We start from the raw sequence: 20,501 nt of genomic DNA on the forward strand, positions 1-20,501 counted from the left end.
GCCACCGCGTCGGCGAGCGCCGAGGTGGCGACGTTCGTGCCGGTGAAGGTGATCGTGAGCGTGCCGGCCGTGTCGGTGAAGGTGGCGAAGGTCGCCCCATTCGCGTCGCGCAGGCTGTTGCCCGAGACCGTGAAGCCCGAGGCGTCGAAGCCGAACGCGTCCTGCGCGTCCGCCCCGCCCTGGCGGGCCAGCGTCAGCGTGGCGCCGGCATAGTCGCCCAGACCGCCGTTCAGCGCGTCGAGGTCGACATCGGAGAGGGTGACGTCGGCGTCGAGGCGAACGCTGCTGCCGTTCTCGGTGAACGCCACCGTGCCGCCGAGCGAGTTCGGGGCGTTGAACGTGGTGTCGAGGCTGCCGTCCGCGTTGTAGCGTACCACAGCGACGTCGTAACCGGTGCCGCTCCCGATGCCGTAGCCCGCGACGACGATCTTTCCGTCCGCCTGGACCGTGATGCTTTTGGCAACGTCCTCCGCCGTGCGGTCGCTGACCGGGGTGAGGATCTTGCCGGTCCCGTCCGGGCCGAAGCCGGTGTCGAGGCTACCGTCCGCGTTGTAGCGCACCAACGTGAAGTCGGTGCCGCCGCTGCCATTGCCTTCACCCGCGACGAGGATCTTGCCGTCCGCCTGGACCGTGACGCTGTAGGCAAAGTCCGATGCCGTGCCGGTGCCGACCGGGGTGAGGATCTTGCCGGTCCCGTCCGGGCCGAAGCCAGTATCGAGGGTACCGTCCGCGTTGTAGCGCACCAGTGCGAAGTCGTAGCCGGTCCCGCTGCCCTGGCCGTAGCCCGCGACGACGATCTTGCCGTCCGCCTGCACAGTGACGCTGTAGCCGGCGTCGTTCGACATGCCGGCGCCGACCGGGGTGAGGATCTTGCCGGTGCCGTCCGGGCCGAAGCCGGTGTCGAGGCTGCCATCCGTGTTGTAGCGCACCGCAGCAAAGTCTTGGCCGTTGCCCCAGCCGGAACCCACGACGAGGATCTTGCCGTCCGCCTGGACCGTGATGCTGTTGCCCTGGTCCGACGCCGTTCCCGCGCTGATCGGAGTGAGGATCTTGCCGGTTCCGTCCAGACCGAATCCGGTGTCGAGGCTGCCGTTCGCGTTGTACCGCACCACCGCGAAGTCTTGGCCGCCGCTGCCGTCGCCGTAACCCGCGACGAGGATCTTGCCGTCTGTCTGGACCGTGACACTGTAGGCCATGTCGCTCGACAGGCCGGTGCCGACCGGGGTGAGGATCGTGCCGGTCCCGTCCGGGCCGAAGCCGGTGTCGAGGTTGCCGTCCGCGTCGTAGCGCACCAGCGCGAAGTCGTAACGGTTGCCGACACCAGAGCCCGCGACGAGGATCTTGCCGTCCGCCTGGACCGTGACACTCTGGCCATTGTCGAACGCCGTGCCGGGGGCGACGGGGGTGAGGATCTTTCCGGTCCCGTCCCGGCCGAAGCCGGTGTCGAGGCTACCGTCCGCGTTGTAGCGCACCACCGCGAAGTCGGTGCCGCCGGTCCCGTCGCCATAGCCCGCGACGAGGATCTTGCCGTCCGCCTGGACCGTGACGCTTTGGCCGGTGTCTGACGACCCGCCGGCGCCGACCGGGGTGAGCACCTTGCCGGTCCCGGCGCCGAAGAACGACGGTGCGTCGTTCACGGCCGTGAGGGTGGTGCTCAGGGTGGCGGGGATGGAGGTCGCGCCGTCTCCGACGCTGTAGCTGATGACGAGCGGACCGTTGTAGTCGGCGGCCGGCGTGACGGTGTAGCCGCCCGCCCCGTCGCTGACGATGGTGCCGTGATCGACGCTGAGGCCGGAGAGGACGAGGGTGGTGCCCTCGGGATCGGCGAAGCCCTGGAGCAGCTCGGCCGCCGAGACCGTGAAGGCGGTGTCCTCCGTACCGGCCGCCAGGGTCGCCTGGGTGCCGGTGAGGCGCGGGGCGTCGTTCACCGCCGTGATCGCCGTGGTCATGGTGGCGGGGNGGATCGGCGAAGCCCTGGAGCAGCTCGGCCGCCGAGACCGTGAAGGCGGTGTCCTCCGTACCGGCCGCCAGGGTCGCCTGGGTGCCGGTGAGGCGCGGTGCGTCGTTCACCGCCGTGATCGCCGTGGTCATGGTGGCGGGGATCGTCAGCGCGCCGTCACCGACGCTGTAGCTGATGACGAGCGGGCCGTTGTAGTCTGCCGTCGGGGTGACGGTGTAGCCGCCCGCCCCGTCGCTCACGATCGTGCCGTGATCGACGCTGAGGCCGGAGAGGACGAGGGCGGTGCCCTCGGGATCGGCGAAGCCCTGGAGCAGCTCGGCCGCCGAGACCGTGAAGGCGGTGTCCTCCGTACCGGCCGCCAGGGTCGCCTGGGTGCCGGTGGATCGGCGAAGCCCTGGAGCAGCTCGGCCGCCGAGACCGTGAAGGCGGTGTCCTCCGTACCGGCCGCCAGGGTCGCCTGGGTGCCGGTGAGGCGCGGGGCGTCGTTCACCGCCTCGAGAGTCGTGCTGAGGGTGGCGGGGATGGAGGTCGCGCCGTCTCCGACGCTGTAGCTGATGACGAGCGGGCCGTTGTAGTCGGCGGCCGGCGTGACGGTGTAGCCGCCCTCCCCGTCGCTGACGATGGTGCCGTGATCGACGCTGAGGCCGGAAAGGACGAGGGCCGTGCCCTCGGGATCGGCGAAGCCCTGGAGCAGCTCGGCCGCCGTGACCGTGAAGGCGGTGTCCTCCGTGCCGGCTGCCAGGGTCGCCTGGGTGCCGGTGAGTCGCGGGGCGTCGTTCACCGCCGCGAGGGTGGTGCTCAGGGTGGCGGGGATCGACGTCGTGCCGTCTCCAACGTCGTAGCTGATGACGAGCGGACCGTTGTAGTCGGCGGCCGGCGTGACGGTGTAGCCGCCCGCCCCGTTGCTCACGATCGTGCCGTGATCGACGCTGAGGCCGGAGAGGACGAGGGGAGTGCCCTCCGGATCGGCGAAGCCCTAGCCGCCCGCCCCGTTGCTCACGATCGTGCCGTGATCGACGCTGAGGCCGGAGAGGACGAGGGGAGTGCCCTCCGGATCGGCGAAGCCCTGCAGCAGTTGGACCTCCGTCACCGTGAAGGCGGTGTCCTCCGTGCCGGCCAGGGTCGCCTGGGTGCCGGTGAGACGCGGGGCGTCGTTCACCGCCTCGAGGGTCGTGCTCAGGGTGGCGGGGGTCGACGCCGTGCCGTCGCCGACGCTGTAGCTGATCGTGAGCGGGCCGTTATAGTCTGCCGTCGGGGTGACGGTGTAGCCGCCCGCCCCGTTGCTCACGATCGTGCCGTGGTCGACGCTGAGGCCGGAGAGGACGAGGGCGCTGCCCTCGGGATCGGCGAAGCCCTTGAGCAGCTCGACCGTCGTCACGGTGAAGGCGGTGTCCTCCGTGCCGGCCAGGAGCGTCGCCTGGGTGCCGCTGAGAATCGGCGCGTCGTTCACCGCCGTGATCGTGACGGTGGTGGTGCCGGTGGTAGTCCCGACGCCTCCCGAGCCCTGGGCGCCGGCATTGCCATCCGAGAACGTCCAGACCAGCGTGGCGGAGGTCGGAGGCGTGTCGGAGGTGTTGGCGTAGGTGACGGCGCGTGCCACCGCGTCGGCGAGCGCCGAGGTGNTCCGAGAACGTCCAGACCAGCGTGGCGGAGGTCGGAGGCGTGTCGGAGGTGTTGGCGTAGGTGACGGCGCGTGCCACCGCGTCGGCGAGCGCCGAGGTGGCGACGTTCGTGCCGGTGAAGGTGATCGTGAGCGTGCCGGCCGTGTCGGTGAAGGTGGCGAAGGTCGCCCCGTTCGCGTCGCGCAGGCTGTTGCCCGAGACCGTGAAGCCCGAGGCGTCGAAGCCGAACGCGTCCTGCGCGTCCGCCCCGCCTTGGCGGGCCAGCGTCAGCGTGGCGCCGGCATAGTCGCCCAGACCGCCGTTCAGCGCGTCGAGGTCGACATCGGAGAGGGTGACGTCTGTGTCGAGGCGAACGCTGTTGCCGTTCTCTGTGAAAGCGACCGTGCCGCCGAGCGAGCTCTGCAGGTTGAACGAGGTGTCGAGACTGCCGTCCGCGTTGTAGCGCACCACCGCGAAGTCGTAACCGGTACCGCTACCCTGGCCATAGCCCGCGACGACGATCTTGCCGTCCGCTTGGACGGTGACGCTCTGACCAGTGTCCGAGCCGGTGCCGACCGAGGTGAGGATCTTGCCGCCCGTGCCGAAGCCGGTGTCGAGGCTGCCGTCCGCGTTGTAGCGCACCACCGCGAAGTCGTTGCTGGTACCGGCGCTGAAACCTTGGCCCGCGACGACGATTTTGCCGTCCGCCTGAACCGTGACGCTGTAGGCATAGTCTGCCGACGGGCCCATGCTGATCGGGGTGAGGATCTTGCCACTCGAGCCGAAGGTGGTATCGAGGCTGCCGTTCGCGTTGTAGCGCACCATCGCGAAGTCTGTGCCGCTGTAGAAGCCGGTGCCGTACCCCGCGACGACGATCTTGCCGTCCGCCTGCACCGTGACGCTGTTGCCGAAGTCGGTCGACGTACCGGTGCCGACCGGGGTGAGGATCGTGCCGCCCGTGCCGAAGCTGGTGTCGAGACTGCCGTCCGCGTTGTAGCGCACCACCGCGAAGTCGGTGCCGGTCTCGCTGCCCTCGCCGTAACCCGCGACGACGATCTTGCCGTCCGCCTGGACCGTGAGGCTGTTACCGCCGTCGTTCGACGTGCCGGTGCCGACCGGGGTGAGGATCTTGCCGCCCGTGCCGAAGCTGGTATCGAGGCTGCCGTCCGTGTTGTAGCGCACCACCGCGAAGTCGTCACCGTTCCCGACGCCATACCCAGCGACGACGATCTTGCCGTCCGCCTGCACCTTAACGCTTTGGCCGATGTCGTTCGACATACCGGTGCCGACCGGGGTGAGGATCTTGCCGCCCGTGCCGAAGCTAGTGTCGAGGCTGCCGTCCGCGTTGTAGCGCACCACCGCGAAGTCTTGGCCGTCGCTGCCGGCACCTTGGCCCGCGACGAGGATCTTGCCGTCCGCCTGTACCGTGACGCTTTGGCCGACGTCGGTCGACGTGCCGGTGCCGACCGGGGTGAGGATCTTGCCGCCTGTGCCGAAGCTGGTGTCGAGGCTGCCGTCCGCGTTGTAGCGCACCACCGCGAAGTCGGTACCGGTCCCGCCGCCGTCTGCTTCGCCCACGACGATGATCTTGCCGTCCGCCTGCATCGTGACGCTGTGGCCGAAATCATTCAAGGTGCCGGCGCTGGCCGGGGTGAGCACCTTGCCAGTCCCGGCGCCGAGGAACGACGGCGCGTCGTTCACGGCCGTGAGGGTGGTGCTCAAGGTGGCGGGGATGGAGGTCGTGCCGTCGCCGACGTTGTAGCTGATGACGAGCGGGCCGTTGTAGTTGGCGGTCGGGGTGACGGTGTAGCCGCCCGCCCCGTTGCTCACGATGGTGCCGTGATCGACGCTGAGGCCGGAGAGGACGAGGGCCGTGCCGTCGGGGTCGCTGAAGCCCTGCAGCAGATCGATCGCCGTGACCGTGAAGACGGTGTCTTCCTGGCCGACCGCGAGGGCGGCCTGGGTGCCGCTGAGAATCGGCGCGTCGTTGGTGGGGAGGAGCATGACCGTGGTGGTTCCTGTGGTGGTCGCGGCCCCATTGGGCCCCTGGGCGCCGGCATTGCCGTCCGAGAACGTCCAGACCAGCGTGGCAGAGGTCGGAGGCGTGTCGGAGGTGTTGGCGTAGGTGACGGCGCGCGCCACCGCGTCGGCGAGCGCCGAGGTGGCGACGTTCGTGCCGGTGAAAGTGATCGTGAGCGTGCCGGCCGTGTCGGTGAAGGTGGCGAAGGTCGCCCCGTTCGCGTCGCGCAGGCTGTTGCCCGAGACCGTGAAGCCCGAGGCATCGAAGCCGAACGCGTCCTGCGCATTCGCCCCGCCCTGGCGGGCAAGGGTCAGCGTGGCGCCGGCATAGTCGCCCAGACCGCCGTTCAGCGCGTCGAGGTCGACATCGGAGAGGGTGACGTCGGTGTCGAGGCGAACGCTGTTGCCATTCTCTGTGAAAGCGACCGTGCCGCCGAGCGAGTTCGGGGCGTTGAACGTGGTGTCGAGGCTGCCGTCCGCGTTGTAGCGCACCACTGCGACGTCGGTGCCGGTGCCGGTGCCGGCGCCATAGCCCACGACGACGATCTTGCCGTCCGCCTGCACCGTGACGCTCTGGCCCTGGTCATTCGACGTGCCGGCCCCGACCGGCGTGATGATCTTGCCGGTCCCGTCCGGGCCGAAGCCGGTGTCGAGGCTGCCGTTCGCGTTGTAGCGCACCACTGCGAAGTCGGTGCCGGTGCTGCTGCCAGTGGTGCTAGTTCCCGCGACGACGATCTTACCGTCCGCCTGAACCGTAACGCTGAAGCCGATGTCGCTCGACGTGCCGGCGCCGACCGGGGTGAGGATCTTCCCGGTCCCGTTCGGGCCGAAGCTGGTATCGAGACTGCCGTCCGCGTTGTAGCGCACCAGCTCGAAATCGAAACCGCTTCCGCTGCCTTGGCCGTAGCCCGCGACCAGGATCTTGCCGTCCGGCTGCACCGTGACGCTTTGGCCGATGTCGCTCGACGTGCCGGCGCCGATTGGGGTGAGGATCTTGCCCCCCGTGCCGAAGCCGGTGTCGAGGCTGCCGTCCGTGGTGTAGCGAACCACCGCAAAGTCGGTGCTGGTCCCGCTGCCCAGGCCTGAGCCCGCGACGACGATCTTGCCGTCCGCCTGCACCGTGACGCTCAAGCCCTGGTCCTGCGCCGTGCCGGCCCCGACCGGGGTGAGGATCTTGCCGCCCGTGCCGAAGCCGGTGTCGAGGCTGCCGTCCGTGTTGTAGCGCACCACCGCGAAGTCGTCGCCGGTCCCGCTGCCGGCACCATAGCCCACGGCGACGATCTTGCCGTCGGCCTGGACAGTGATGCTTCTGGCAATGTCGTCCGATGATCCGGCACCGACCTGGGTGATGATCTTGCCGCCCGTGCCGAAGCTGGTGTCGAGGCTGCCGTTCGCGTTGTACCGCACCACCGCGAAGTCTTCGCCGGTCCCGCTGCCGAGAGCTTGGCCCGCGACGACGATCTTGCCGTCCGCCTGGAGCGTGACGCTCTGGCCCTGGTCGTCCAATGCGCTGGCGACCGAGGTGAGGATCTTGCCGGTCCCGTTCGGGCCGAAGCTGGTGTCGAGGCTGCCATCCGCGTTGTAGCGGATCAGCGCGAAGTCGCGAGTGCCATCGCTGCCGATGCCCGCTCCCGCGACGACGATCTTGCCGTCCGCCTGGATCTTGACGCTTCGGCCCGGATCGAATGACGTACCGGTGCCGACCGGGGTGATCACTATGCCGGTCCCGACGCCGCCGAACGAGGGCGCGTCGTTGACGGCGGCGAGCGTGAATGTGCGTATCGCCGGGACCGGGTCCGTGGTGCCGTCGCTTACGCTGTAGTTCAGCGTGACGACGCCGTTGGCGTTCGCGATCTGCGTGATCGTGTAACTGCCGTCCGGGTTGGCTACGACCGTACCACGGGATGCGGTGAGGCCCGTCACCGACAGATCTTCCCCATCGGGGTCGGACCAGTTCGCCAGCAGTTGCGCCTTGGTGATCGTATAGACCGTGTCCTCGGCGCCAAGGGCGAGGGCATTCTGCGTGCCCGTGAGCATCGGCTGACGCAGCGGATTTTCCAAGACCATAACTAATCTCCCGGCTCCCGGCACCGGGAGGCCGCACTACGTTCCAGTTTCAGGAAAGCTCAGCTGCAAGCTTTAAACGGCGATGTTCGGGAGACGAGATACGATCGATATCTTGATGCCCGCGATCGGGCTTCTATAGCCTGAGTTCGGTGAATAGATTATGTAGACTCTGCCATCATATATCTCAAGAGGTTATATAATAGTAAAAAACCCAAAATAATGGAAAACAAATAATTATCTACATTATATGACGGCCAAATACTTGTTTATATGAATTGCTCATAAGCATTGATTGACCTTCACGCCACGTATAGGATTCGAATCTATTGCATCGTAAGGCCTTAAGTTGCTCCTGTTTGCTGGCGTTCCTCGCGAGCCGAACCGGAAGAGGAGCTCGAGCCTGCCTGTGGTCTTCATTTTGGTCTGGATTGTTGAGGGCGTGAGCGGCCATGAGGCTAGGACGTATCTGCAAAGGGGTCACAGGCTGGGTGACGGTCCCCATGATGTGGAGATGCGACGCTACGAACTGACTGATGCGCAGTGGGAGCAGATCGCCCCGTTGCTGCCTCCGCAGAAGCCGCGCACGGGCCGGCCAGCGGAGGATCACCGGCAGGTCCTGAACGGTATGCTTTGGATCCTGCGCACAGGTGCGCCCTGGGCCGATCTGCCGGCCCGCTATGGTGCTGTCGGGACCGTGTCGATCCGGTTCTATCGCTGGCGGCAGACCGGCGTGTTCGACCGGGTGCTGCGGCGCCTGCAGGCGCAGGCCGATGCCCGAGGCGATCTCGACTGAGACCTGCACTTCGTGGACGCCACGGTTATGCGCGCCCACCAGCACGCCGCCGGTGCACGCCGGTCCGGCGCCATCGGGGTGAGGGGACGGTCGAGGGGATCGGTGAAGCGCTCGGGCGCAGCCAGGGCGGGTCCTCATCCTGAGATTGTTGAAGGATCGACCAAGCTGCATCTGCGCGCCGAGGGCGGCGGTAAACCGACCACGGCGGTGCTGACGGCCGGCGAGCGCCACGAGCAGTTCGCCCTGGACGCGCTGATGGACAAAGGCGCCGTGCCGCGCTCTGGCCGAGGCCGACTGCGCCTGCGTCCCCGCCGAACGGCCGAGGATCGGGGCTACTCCAGTCCACCGGTCCGTCGTCGCCTCAGACGCCGTCGGATCGAGCCGGTCATTCCGACCCGCAAAGATCAACCGCGCCAGCCCGACTTCGACAAGGCCGCGCACCGGGAGCGCAACAGGGTCGAGCGGCTGATCGGACGCCTCAAGCAGTATCGCCGCATCGCCACCCGCTACGAGAAGCGGGCGGCCAACTCCCTCGCCATGGTCACACTCGGCATGACCATGCTCTGGCTCACATGACTTTGCAGAGACGACCTAGCACTACTTTGGCAAAAAGGTATACCGACTTGGATGTACGCCCCAAGCAGAAAAATGGTCTGAGCATTCTGCAATCTCAGGTGCCTCAAACCAGAGGATTTTGACGCCGCTTAAGCCTACACGAAGTTCCATCATGGCTCTTCAGGCAAGAATGCCAAAGTAGTTCTAGTGCTGACCACCAAAACGGGACGGGTCCTGCAGAAGCGATATTTCGCCGAACTCTGGGACCGGGCGATGCTTGAGGCTGGGATTGCTCAGGTGACCCTTCCTAGTTTGGAAAAACCGGTCAACCTTCACTCAACGATCTCCGCGGAACGGCCGTGACCATGCTCTCTGAGGCGGGCTGCAATCCTCAGCAGATCGCCACCATCACGGGTCATTCGCTCAAGACGGTGACTGTGATCCTTGATCGCTATCTAGCGCGCTAGCAGACCAGGCAATCTTCGATTGGGAGAACTCACCACGAACGAAGTTTGCAAACCGACTGCAAACCAGCGCTCAAACACCCAAACCCCCGAAGGGAAAACTTCATGTCTGACAATAAAGATAATTGGCGCGCCCGAAAGGATTCGAACCTCTGACCCCCAGATTCGTAGTCTGGTGCTCTATCCAGCTGAGCTACGGGCGCCGACCTGACCGGGGAGAGTTGTGCGCTCCGCCGTCGGTGGGGGTGTCTAGAATCTCCTTTTCAGCTTGGCAACCCCTTCTCGACCGATCGGCGTGCCTTTCTGCGATCCGCGTGATCGTGGGTGGTCGCGGGACGCCGTGTCGGTCATGCTCGTCGCGCCTCACATCGCAGGATACGCCCGACCCGTCATGACCACGCGCACCCCTACCCTCTCCGGTGACGTCCTCGCCGCCATCGGCGGAACGCCGCTGATCCACCTGCGCCGTGCCTCGGACCTCACCGGCTGCACCATTCTCGGCAAAGCCGAGTTTCTCAATCCCGGCTTGTCGGTGAAGGACCGGGCGGCCCTGTCCATCGTCACGGATGCGGAGCGACGCGGGTCGATCCGGCCGGGCGGCACCATCGTCGAGGGGACGGCGGGCAATACCGGCATCGGGCTCGCCCTCGTCGCGTCGGTCCGCGGCTACCGCACGGTCATCGTCATCCCGGAGACGCAGTCCGCCGAGAAGAAGGAGACGCTGCGCCTTGCCGGCGCCCGCCTCGTCGAGGTGCCGGCCGTGCCGTTCTCCAACCCGGACAATTACGTCCACGTGGCGCGGCGGCTCGCCGAGCGCCTCGCTGCCACCGAACCGGCCGGCGCCTTCTTCGCCAACCAGTTCGACAACGTCGCCAACCGCCAGGCGCATGTGGACACGACCGGCCCCGAGCTCTTCGCCGCGACGGAGGGGCGGATCGACGGTTTCGTCTGCGCGGCCGGGACGGGGGGCACCCTCGCCGGCACCGCCCAGGCCTTGCGGGCGCTCAAGCCCGGAATCACCGTCGCGCTCGCCGACCCCGAGGGATCCGCGCTGCATGCCTATTACACCACCGGCACGCTGAAGGCCGAAGGCTCCTCGATCACCGAAGGGATCGGCCAGGGCCGGGTGACCGCCAATCTCGAAGGGTTCCGGCCGGACCATTCCTTCCGCATCCCCGACACGGAGGCCCTGGACATCGTGTTCGGGCTGATGCGCGAGGAGGGGCTCAGCCTGGGTGGCTCATCGGGAATCAACGTCGCCGGCGCGATCCGGCTGGCGCGGGTTCTCGGCCCCGGCCACACCATCGCGACCATTCTTTGCGACGGGGCGGCGCGCTACGCGTCGAAGCTGTTCAACCCGGCCTTCCTCACGGAGCGCGGGTTGCCCGTGCCGGCCTGGTTCACGGAAACGGCGGGCGAACTGCCGGACTGGCGAGCCTGACATCGACTTTCCTGCAACACCGTCATCAATCTGCATCATTGAAGCGCCCAAGCGTTGAACGGAATCGGCGGACGGGCGTTTCACCGGTCAAGCTCAAGCAATGTTGGTTGGGCGTGACCGGAGTTTCTTCCCCATGACCCTGACCACCATCCTGCTCATCATCCTGATCCTCGCCGTCCTCGGCGGCGGCAACTTCCTCGGTGGCGGTGCTTATCGCGGACAGAGCTTCGGTCTGGGCGGTATCCTCATCATCATCCTGATCGTGCTTCTGGTCACGGGACGCCTCTGATCGCACGTCCGAACCGGCGGGGTGTTCCGGCGCCCCGCCGTTCATGCATCTGGGACGTCGCGGTCCCGGGAGGACCAAGTGGATTCCCTACGGACAGGTGAGGGCGACCACCGAACCGGCCGCCCCGGAGGCGACCGCGCCTAACGTCGCGCCCGACCTGTCCATGGCCGCCCCCGGAGAGATGCCGTTCTCGGTCAGGAACGCCAGTGTCACACGGCCGTCGACCAGAGGGTAGCTCATCGGCGGCGCCACACCGGCCACGAGCCGGGGCGCCGACGGATAGCGGGACACGAGGCCGGCCAGGGCGGCGTTTCGGTCCAGCACGACGGCTCCCGACGATCCGGGTTGGAGCGGCGCCGATAGCCTATCCCCGCCGGATTGGCCCGACGAGACGGCGATGCCCCCTCCCCCATCGCCCCCCAGGACCACGAGCGCCTCACCCGGCGCCAATGCGCTTCCTCGTACAGCCAGGGCGGCGACACGGCCCTTCGCGCCGGCCGCTTCCAGAAGCGCCAGGCCACGCCCTGCATCCACCTTGACGATCCGCGCGGCCACACCGGCGATCCGCGGCGCCGCGCAGGCCTCCAGGGCCGAGGAGCTCGTCAGGACGCGTCCCGGGGCGACGATGAGGCCGATTCCCACATTCGTCGCGGCTCGGATCAGTGGCGGCAGGGCTCTCACGGCCGGGCCCGGCAAGGGCCTGCCGGGCGTCGCACCGGGTCTGGCCGCCACCTCGGCAGGGGCGGCATCGGCCGTCTCCGGGAACGGCACGAAGCTGTTGGCGATGGCGATGACCAGGCGGTCCACATCCGGCCCGAGGGCCTTGTCGTAGCCGATGGTGAAGCCGCGAACTCCCCCCGGGGCGGCGGCATAGCGGATGTAGGATTTGCCCGTCGCCGTCTCGCCGGTGACCACGAGGAAATCCGGCCGCTTGATCTTGTAGGTGACCTTGCGGTCGGCGCCCGGCGCGGTGATGCGAGCGAACAGGGCATCGAGAGTAGTCTCTTCCGGGGCGAAGGACTTCGTGTCGAGGGTGACGCGGCCATCCCCGCTCTGCCAGCGGGTTCCGCCGGCCTGAGGGCTGCGCTTGGCGAGCGGCCGCTCGGGCACGCCGATGACGATGCCGCTCGCCGGATCGGGCTTCACGGTGAACCGCGCCGCCTTCCGGGCCGTGTCGCCGGCCGCGAGGATCGCCGCCCGCATCCTCGCGTCGGGGAAGCCGGGTGCGGAGTTTCCGGCACGCTTCTGGTAGGAGAGCAGGGCGTCGTAGGTGCGGCGCCCGAACGTGCCGGTGATGACGCTGTTGTAGTCGCCGGTCCAGACCAGGGCGTCCTGCAGGCCCTTCCTCTCCGCCTCCGGCAGGGGCTCGAAGGCCGCCTTCGCCGCCTCGAAGGCGGGGTCGGCCGCCGGTGCCGCACGGGCAGGCGCTTGAGCGGGGCGGCCAGGCCCCTGGGTGGGCTCTTGCGCCTGAACCGGCAGGACGAGGAGGGCCAGAGCCGCCGCAGCCCCTGCGAATCGCGCACGCTGCATCATGGTTCACGCTCCCCGATGGCCTTTTGGCGATGCCGTTCGCGAAGGTGTGGCAGAGGGATCGCCGGATTTCCAGCGGATCGTCAGGGCGAACGCGTCGTTGCGGCGGCCGCCCGAGGTGCTAGGGTCCGGCGCGGCACCGAGGGAGGATCGGATGCCGCCAAGGACGAGGTGGGCAATGTCGGGATCAACCGGGCTCGGGCGCGCGACCGCCCGTCTTGCCAAAAGTTTTCTTGCCAAAAGTTTTCTTGCCCGAGGCGTTCTTGCCCGAGGCGTTCTTGCCGGCTCCTTGGCCCTCGGCGGCATGGGCGCCGCACCGGCCTTCGCCCAGGCGCCCGATCGTCCGGTGGCGCGGATCGCTACCCCGAAACCAGCGCCATCCCCCAAGGCTTTCGTGCGTGACGCGCTGGCCAGTGACGCGGTCCGTCTCGAAGCGACGGTGAGGGCGGATTCTGCCACGTCGGGCCTGACCAGACCGGCAGCCAAGCTGCGCGCCGAGGGCGAGGCCCTGGTGCAGGCGGAGAAGCCGGCCGATGCCCTCAAGCCCCTCGCCGGGGCCATTGCCGCCGATGCGGGCGACCCGCTGAACTGGCTTGCCTATGCCCGCGCCGCGAGCACGGTGGGCAATGATAACGAAACCGGGGACTACTCCTTCCGCCAGCGCCTGCGCGGCCAGGCTCGGGCCGCCGCCTATCAGGCTTACTTGAAGGCGCGCGGCGCCGCCGCCGAGGCCGAGGCCCTGGCGGTGCTGGGCGAGGTCTATGCCGATCAATCCGAATGGCGGCCCTCGCTCGAGGCCTACCGCGCCAGCCTCGCGCTCGCCGACGACGCCACGGTGCGCGAGACCTATGAGGGTCTGCGCGCTGAGCACGGCTTCCGCATCCTCGACTACAAGGTCGATTCCGACGCCGCCGCCCCGCGCGTCTGCTTCCAGTTCTCCGAGAGCCTGGCCCCGAAGACCGATTTCACGCCCTACGTCGCCGTCTCGGGCGCCGCCAATGCCGCCGTCACCGGCAGCGGCCAGCAGATCTGCGTGGACGGGCTGAAGCACGGCGAGCGCTACGCCTTCGTGCTGCGCTCGGGCATCCCGTCCTCCGTGGGCGAGGCCCTGCTGAAATCGGCCGATTACGAAGTCTATGTGCGGGACCGCTCGCCCCAGGTGCGTTTCACCGGGCGCAACTACGTCCTGCCGCGCACCGGACAGGCCGGCGTGCCGCTGGTCTCGGTCAACGCGCCGAAGATCGACGTGGAGGTGCTGCGCGTCGGCGACCGTGGCCTGCTGCCGTCCCTGCGCTCTGAGGAGTTCCTCGGTCAGCTCAGCGGCATGACCGCGAAGACCATCGCCGACCAGAAGGGCACCCGCGTTTGGAAGGGCACCCTCGACACGGCCAAGGCCGAGCTGAACCACGAGGCGGTCACGGCCTTCCCGGTGCTGCAGGCGGTCGGCAAGCTGGAGCCCGGCATCTACATCATGCTGGCCCAGGCCAGCGGCGTCGCCACGAATGTCGATGAGGACGGCGGCTACGAGGCCCAGGCGACGCAATGGTTCGTCGTCTCGGATCTCGGCCTCACCGCTTTCAAGGGCCGCGACGGCATCCACGTCTTCGCCCGCTCGCTCGCCAGCGCGAAGACGGTGCCCGGCGCCGAGATCCGCCTCGTGGCCCGCAACAACGAGGTGCTGGCGACGAAGAAGACCGACGGCCAGGGCCACGCCGCCTTCGATCCGGGCCTCGCACGGGGCGAAGGCGGAATCGCCCCCGGCCTCGTCGTCGCCCAGCTCGGCGACGATTACGGCTTCCTCGACTTCTCCCAGAGCGCTTTCGACCTCACCGACCGGGGCGTGAAGGGCCGGCCGCAGCCGGGCGCGGTGGAGGCCTACGTCTTCCCCGAGCGCGGGGTCTACCGCTCCGGCGAGACCGTTCAGGTCACGGCCCTGCTGCGCGACGCCGCCGGCATCGCCGTGCCGAACCTTCCCCTCACCCTGGTGGTGAAGCGTCCGGACGGGGTCGAGTATCGCCGCGTCCAGGTTGCCGATGCCGGCCTCGGCGGCCGCGCCCTGCCCCTCGCCCTGATGCCGGGCGCGATGCACGGTACATGGCGGATCGCCGCCTATACCGATGCGAAGGCGCCGCCCGTGGGCGAGGCCACGTTCCTCGTCGAGGATTATGTGCCCGAGCGCCTGGAGGTCACTCTCACCCCCAAGAGCCCGACCCTGACGAAGGGCGAGCCCGCGACCATCGACGTCGCCGCGCGCTATCTCTACGGCGCGCCGGGCTCGGGCCTCGACGTGTCGGGCACGGTCCTGGTCCAGGCCGCCGCGACGAGCGGGATCAAGGGGCTCGACGGCTTCTCCATCGGCCTCGACGACGAGAAGGTGGAGGCGACCTCGGCCGAGATCGAGGCCAAGGCCACCACGGACGCCAAGGGATCGGCGACCGTGACGGTGCCGGTCCAGGCGCTCAGCGCCCCGCGCCCCACCGAGGCGAAGATCACGCTGCAGGTCGGCGAGCCGGGCGGGCGGGCGCTGAGCCGAAGCGTCACCCTGCCGATCCTGCCCTCCGGCCCCGTCCTCGCCATCCGCAAGAATTTTTCGGGCGACCTCACGGAGGCCAGTGTCGCCACGTTCGACGTGGTCATGGCGAGCCCCGACGGTCGGAAAATCCCGCAGAACGGCGTCGTCTGGACCCTGTCCAAGGTCGACCGGAACTACCAATGGTACCGCGAAGGCGGGCGCTGGTCGTTCGAGCCGGTGACCTCGACGCGGCGCATCGCCGACGGACGGCTCGATCTCGCCGCCGACGCGCCGGGCCGGGTCAGTTCCACCGTCGGCTTCGGCACCTACCGCCTCGAAGCCCTGGTCGCCGGCCGGCCCGAGGCCACCGTCAGCGTCACCTTCACCGTGGGCTGGGGCGGCTCCGAGACCGCGGACGTGCCCGACCTCCTCGATCTCAAGCTCAACAAGCCGAGCTATGCCGCCGGTGAGACCCTGCGGGCGCGCCTCCAGCCGCGCTTCAGGGGCACGGCCACCCTCGCGGTGGTGAGCGACAAGGTCCACGACATCCTCGACGTCACGGTGTCGGAGGCCGGCACCAACGTGGACATTCCCGTGAAGGCGGAATGGGGGTCGGGCGCCTATCTCGTGGCCACCGCCTACCGGCCCCTCGACCAGGCGGCCAAGCGCCTGCCGGGCCGGGCGCTCGGCCTTGCCTGGTTCTCGGTGGATACCGACAAGCGCAGCCTCGCCGTGACCGTCGGGGCGCCCGCGACCACGCGGCCCCGCGAGACCCTGACCCTGCCGATCCAGCTCGCCGGCCTGTCCTCCGGCGAGGAGGCGCAGGTGAGCGTGGCCCTGGTCGATGTCGGCATCCTCAACCTCACCCGCTACGAATCGCCCAATCCCTTCGGCTATTTCTTCGGCCAGAAGGCCTTGGGACCGGAGATCCGCGACCTCTACGGATACCTGATCGACGGCATGCAGGGCACGCTCGGCGCGATCCGCTCGGGCGGCGACGGCGGTGCGGCGGAACTCTCCGATTCGCCCCCGACCCAGGCGCCGCTGGCGCTCTATTCCGGCGTGGTCCGCGTCGGCCCCGATGGGCGCGCCAGCGTCGATTTCCCCCTGCCCGCCTTCAACGGCACCGGCCGGGTGATGGTGACCGCCTGGAGCAAGGCGAAGGTCGGCTCGGCCCAGGCCGATGTGATCATCCGCGATCCCGTCGTGCTCACCGGCACCCTGCCGCGCTTCCTCAATGTCGGCGACCGCTCGCGCTTCTTCATCGCCATCGATAATGTCGAGGGGCAGGCCGGCGACTACACCGTGGATCTCGACCTCACCGGCCCGGTCCTGGTCTCGGCTGGCGCGGTTCACAGCACCATGAAACTGGAACGCGGGGCGAAGACCTCGCTCGTCATCCCGATCACCGCCGCCGGCCCCGGCCTGTCGCGGCTCGACGTGAACCTGTCCGGCCCCGGCATCGCCGGCACCGTGGGCCAGAGCTTCTCGCTCAACATCGGCCCCGGCACCGGCGCCCTGGTCCGTCGCTCGGTGAGTTCCCTCGAACCCGGCGCCAGCCTGCAGGTGACGGGCGACCTCCTGGCCGACATCCTCCCCGGCACCGGGTCGGTCTCGGTGACGGCCTCCTCGCTCGCCGCCCTCGACGTGCCCGCCCTGCTCCAGGCGCTGGACCGCTATCCCTATGGCTGCTCGGAACAGACCGTGAGCCGGGCGGTGCCGCTCCTCTACGTCAACAAGCTCGCCTCCCTCGACAGGCTCGGCATCGACGACAAGGTGGACGAACGGGTGCGCGAGGCCATCGACCGCGTGCTCTCGCGCCAGGACGCCTCGGGCGATTTCGGCCTGTGGAGCGTCGGCGGGTCGAGCGACGTCTGGCTCAACGCCTACGTCACCGACTTCCTGACCCGCGCCCGCGAACGCGGATTCGCCGTGCCGCAGACCGCCTTCTCCAATGCCCTGGACCGCCTGCGCAACACGGTCGCCAACACCACGGAGGTGCGCGACGGCGGCATGGACATCGCCTATGCGGCCTATGTACTGGCCCGGAACGGGCGGCCGGTGATGGGCGATCTGCGCTACCTCGCCGACACCAAGCTCGGTGAGTTCGCGACCCCCCTCGGACGCGGCCAGATCGCGGCGGCTCTCGCCCTTCTCGGCGACCGGGGCCGCGCGGCCAAGGCGTTCGAGTCGGCGGTGACCGCGCTCGGATCCGCGCGCGACACCTCGACCTACCGCGCCGATTACGGCTCGCGCCTGCGCGACGGGGCCGGCCTTCTCGCCCTCGCCGCCGAGACGGGCCTCGCCCGCGACACGATCCGGCCGTTGGGTCAGGTCATCACCCAGGAGCGGGCCAGCGGACGCCTCACCAGCACCCAGGAGAATGCCTGGATGGTGCTCGCCGCCGAGGGGCTCGCCAAGGAGGCGGAAGCGTTGAGCTTCAGCGTCGACGGCACCCGGCAATCGGGCCCGGTCTCGCGGCTCTACCGCGCCCCCGCCCTCGACGCGAGGCCCGTCACCATCACCAATGACGGGACGGGCGCCGCCCAGACCGTGGTGAGCGTGTCTGGCAATCCCATCGCCCCGGAGCCGGCGGAATCACGGGGTTACTCCATCGAGCGGACCTATCACCGCCTCGACGGCACGGTGGTGGATCTCGCTCAGGGGGTTCGCCAGAACGACCGCCTCGTGGTGGTGCTCAAGGTGACCGAGGCGAAGGCCAGCGCCGGGCGCCTCCTGCTGGTGGACCGCCTGCCCGCCGGCCTCGAGATCGACAATCCGAAGCTCCTCGATTCCGATGCCCTGGCGGGGCTCGCCTTCGCCAGGTCGGACGTGCAGCCGGTGAGCACCGAGTTCCGCGACGACCGTTTCGTGGCGGCCTACGAGCGCACCCCCGGTCAATCCGCCTTCTTCACGGTGGCCTATACCGTGCGGGCGGTCTCGCCCGGCACCTACGTCCATCCCGGTGCTACCATCGAGGACATGTACCGCCCCGAACGCTTCGGCCGCACCGCCTTCGGTTCGGTCGAGGTGAGCGCGAAGTAGGGCCATGGATCGTGCGCGGAGGCGCTTCCCCTCCCCCTTGTGGGGAGGAGTCAGGGGTGGGGGTGGTGCCGGATGCGGCGCGGCCTCTACGCAACCACCCCCACCTCCAACTCCTCCCCACAAGGGGGAGGAGAGCCTCGCGCTTCGTCCGATCTACGTGGTCATCGCCCTCCTCATCCTCCTCCCCGCCCTCGCCCTCTGGCGCTTCGTCGCGACCCTCCCGCCCCTCGACCTGACCCAGGCGAGCCTCCGCTCCACCGTCATCCTCGATCGGGACCGCCATCTCCTGCGCCCCTTCGCCACCGCCGATGGGCGCTGGCGGCTGCCGGTGACGGGGGCGGACGTCGATCCGCGCATGCTCGCCATGCTGAAGGCCTACGAGGACCGGCGCTTTGCCGACCATCCCGGCATCGACCCCGCCGCGACCCTGCGTGCCGCGTGGCAATGGCTCCGGCACGGCAGAATCGTCTCCGGGGGCTCCACCCTGTCGATGCAGGTGGCTCGCCTCGTGGAGCCGCGGCCCGAACGCTCGCTCAGCGCCAAGCTCCGGCAGATGGTGCGGGCGGTCCAGCTGGAACGCCGGTTGGGGAAGGACGGCGTTCTCGACCTCTACCTCGCGCTCGCGCCCTATGGCGGCCCGGTGGAGGGCTTGCGGGCGGCGAGCTTCGCCTATTTCGGGCGCGAGCCCGCCCGGCTCTCCTTCGCCGAATCCGCTCTCCTCGTCGGCCTGCCCCAGGCGCCCGAGGTGCGCCGGCCGGATCGCTACCCCGCCCGCGCGCGTCAGGCGCGCGACAGGGTCCTCGACATCGCCGCCGCGCGCGGGGTCATCACGTCCGCCGAGGCGAAAGCCGCCAAGGCCGAACCGGTGCCGGACCAGCGAAAGCCCTTCCCGATGCTGGCGGCCCATGCGGCGGAAGCGGCTCTGGCGGCCGATCCCGCCGCGCGCGTCCAGCGCCTCTCGCTCGACGGGCGATTGCAGGCGAGCCTCGAACGGCTGGCCGCCGAGCGCGCCGCCGCCATGGGGCCGGGCATCTCTGCGGCGATCCTCGCCATCGACAACCGCACCGGCGCGGTGATCGCGCAGGTGGGGAGCGCCGGCTATCTCGATGCCAGCCGCTCCGGCGCCATCGACATGACGGGGGCGATCCGTTCGCCCGGCTCGGCCCTCAAGCCGTTCATCTACGCGCTGGCCTTCGAGAACGGCATCGCCCATCCCGAGACCCTCCTCGACGACCGGCCGGTGCGCTTCGCCGGCTCCTACGCGCCGGAGAATTTCGATCTCAGCTACCAGGGCACCGTCACGGCGCGGCGCGCGCTCCAGCTTTCTCTGAACGTGCCGGCGGTGGACCTGCTGGAGGCGGTGGGCGCCGCCCGCTTCATCGCCCGCCTGCGCGGGGCGGGCGCGCGGATCGACCTGCCGCGCGACACGGCACCCGGCCTGCCGGTGGCTCTGGGCGGCCTCGGCATCACCCTCACCGACCTCGCCCGGCTGTTCTCCGGCCTCGCCCGGGGTGGCTCGGTGCCCGACCTGATCCGCCGCCTCGACGGGCCGGCCGCATCGCCCCCGCCGGAGTTGCGCGTCACCGAGCCGGTGTCCGCCTGGTACGTCGCCGATACCCTGCGCGGGGCGCCGCCGCCCGAGAACGCGCTGCCGAACCGGATCGCGTTCAAGACCGGCACCTCCTACGGTTATCGCGATGCCCTGGCGGTGGGGTTCGACCGGCGCGTCACCATCGCGGTCTGGGTCGGGCGGCCGGACGGCAACGCCGTGCCGGGTCTCGTCGGCCGCGTGGTCGCGGCGCCGATCCTGTTCGACGCGTTCTCGCGCTTCGGCGGCGAGCCCGATTCCGTGCCGATGCCCCGCGACGCCCTGGTGACCACCACCGCCGGCCTGCCGCCGCCCCTGCGCCACATCCGCAAGGACGTGCCCAAGACCCTGTCGGCGGCCCTGGGCTCCGCCCTCAAGATCGCCTACCCGCCGGATGGGGCGCGGATCGATCTCGGCCTCGCCGAGCCCGGCCCCGCGCCGAGCCTCGCCCTCAAGGCGCTGGGCGGGGTGCCGCCCCTCACCTGGATGGTCAACAGCCTGCCGGTGGCCGAGAGCGCCCGGCGCCAGTCGGAATGGGCACCGGACGGCGCGGGCTTCGCCAGGATCTCGGTGATGGACGCGTCGGGGGCGAGCGACAGCGTGGTGGTCAGGCTGGAGTGAGGGGCCGGCCCCTTTT

The 20,501-nt window shown here is 69.2% G+C and carries 6 protein-coding genes, 1 tRNA gene and 4 pseudogenes; 5 read left to right on the forward strand and 6 right to left on the reverse strand.

Annotation, left to right across the window (positions count from 1 at the left end; translation table 11 throughout):
* The 4 genes and pseudogenes from ASF08_RS26180 to ASF08_RS26195 form a co-directional block, all read right to left on the reverse strand.
* Nucleotides 1-1,949: cadherin-like domain-containing protein (locus tag ASF08_RS26180; protein WP_200931838.1), on the reverse strand; the 1,949-nt coding region annotated here is incomplete at its 3' end.
* An 11-nt stretch (nucleotides 1,950-1,960) separates the two neighbouring features.
* Nucleotides 1,961-2,274: pseudogene (locus ASF08_RS26185) on the reverse strand (cadherin-like domain-containing protein); the annotation flags it as partial.
* A pseudogene (locus ASF08_RS26190) lies at nucleotides 2,196-3,560 on the reverse strand (cadherin-like domain-containing protein). The pseudogenes ASF08_RS26185 and ASF08_RS26190, both read right to left, overlap by 79 nt.
* A 23-nt stretch (nucleotides 3,561-3,583) precedes the next feature.
* Nucleotides 3,584-7,647, reverse strand: a pseudogene (locus ASF08_RS26195) (beta strand repeat-containing protein); the annotation flags it as partial.
* A 511-nt stretch (nucleotides 7,648-8,158) separates the two neighbouring features.
* Here ASF08_RS26195 and ASF08_RS08120 point away from each other — a divergent pair.
* Nucleotides 8,159-9,016, forward strand: a pseudogene (locus tag ASF08_RS08120) (IS5 family transposase).
* Between the two features lie 569 nt (nucleotides 9,017-9,585).
* Here the strand turns inward: ASF08_RS08120 and ASF08_RS08130 are convergent.
* Nucleotides 9,586-9,662, reverse strand: a tRNA-Arg gene (locus ASF08_RS08130).
* Between the two features lie 188 nt (nucleotides 9,663-9,850).
* On the opposite strand from ASF08_RS08130, the gene ASF08_RS08135 reads away from it, so the two are divergent.
* Together ASF08_RS08135 and ASF08_RS24650 are read left to right on the forward strand one after the other, a co-directional pair.
* A complete protein-coding gene (locus tag ASF08_RS08135; RefSeq protein WP_056143632.1) occupies nucleotides 9,851-10,900 on the forward strand; it encodes a cysteine synthase A in 1,050 nt (349 codons plus the stop codon).
* 133 nt (nucleotides 10,901-11,033) lie between these two features.
* On the forward strand, nucleotides 11,034-11,189 hold the full coding sequence (locus ASF08_RS24650) for a hypothetical protein (protein ID WP_018046049.1): 156 nt from the start codon (nucleotides 11,034-11,036) through the stop codon (nucleotides 11,187-11,189).
* Nucleotides 11,190-11,276: 87 nt separating this feature from the next.
* Here ASF08_RS24650 and ASF08_RS08140 read toward each other — a convergent pair whose 3' ends face one another.
* Nucleotides 11,277-12,722 (reverse strand): trypsin-like peptidase domain-containing protein, encoded by a 1,446-nt coding sequence (locus ASF08_RS08140; protein WP_056143634.1) that lies wholly within the window; start codon nucleotides 12,720-12,722, stop codon nucleotides 11,277-11,279.
* A 301-nt stretch (nucleotides 12,723-13,023) separates the two neighbouring features.
* Here ASF08_RS08140 and ASF08_RS08145 point away from each other — a divergent pair, with 301 nt between their 5' ends.
* Both ASF08_RS08145 and pbpC read left to right on the forward strand, forming a co-directional pair.
* Nucleotides 13,024-18,276 carry an alpha-2-macroglobulin family protein gene (locus tag ASF08_RS08145; protein ID WP_056143784.1) on the forward strand — a complete coding sequence of 1,751 codons (5,253 nt, stop codon included), beginning with the start codon at nucleotides 13,024-13,026 and terminating at the stop codon, nucleotides 18,274-18,276.
* 157 nt (nucleotides 18,277-18,433) lie between these two features.
* Nucleotides 18,434-20,485 (forward strand): penicillin-binding protein 1C, encoded by a 2,052-nt coding sequence (gene pbpC, locus ASF08_RS08150; RefSeq protein ID WP_443136807.1) that lies wholly within the window; start codon nucleotides 18,434-18,436, stop codon nucleotides 20,483-20,485.
* Nucleotides 20,486-20,501 lie beyond the last annotated feature (16 nt).

Source organism: Methylobacterium sp. Leaf85 (assembly GCF_001422125.1).
Taxonomy (GTDB): Bacteria; Pseudomonadota; Alphaproteobacteria; order Rhizobiales; family Beijerinckiaceae; genus Methylobacterium; species Methylobacterium bullatum.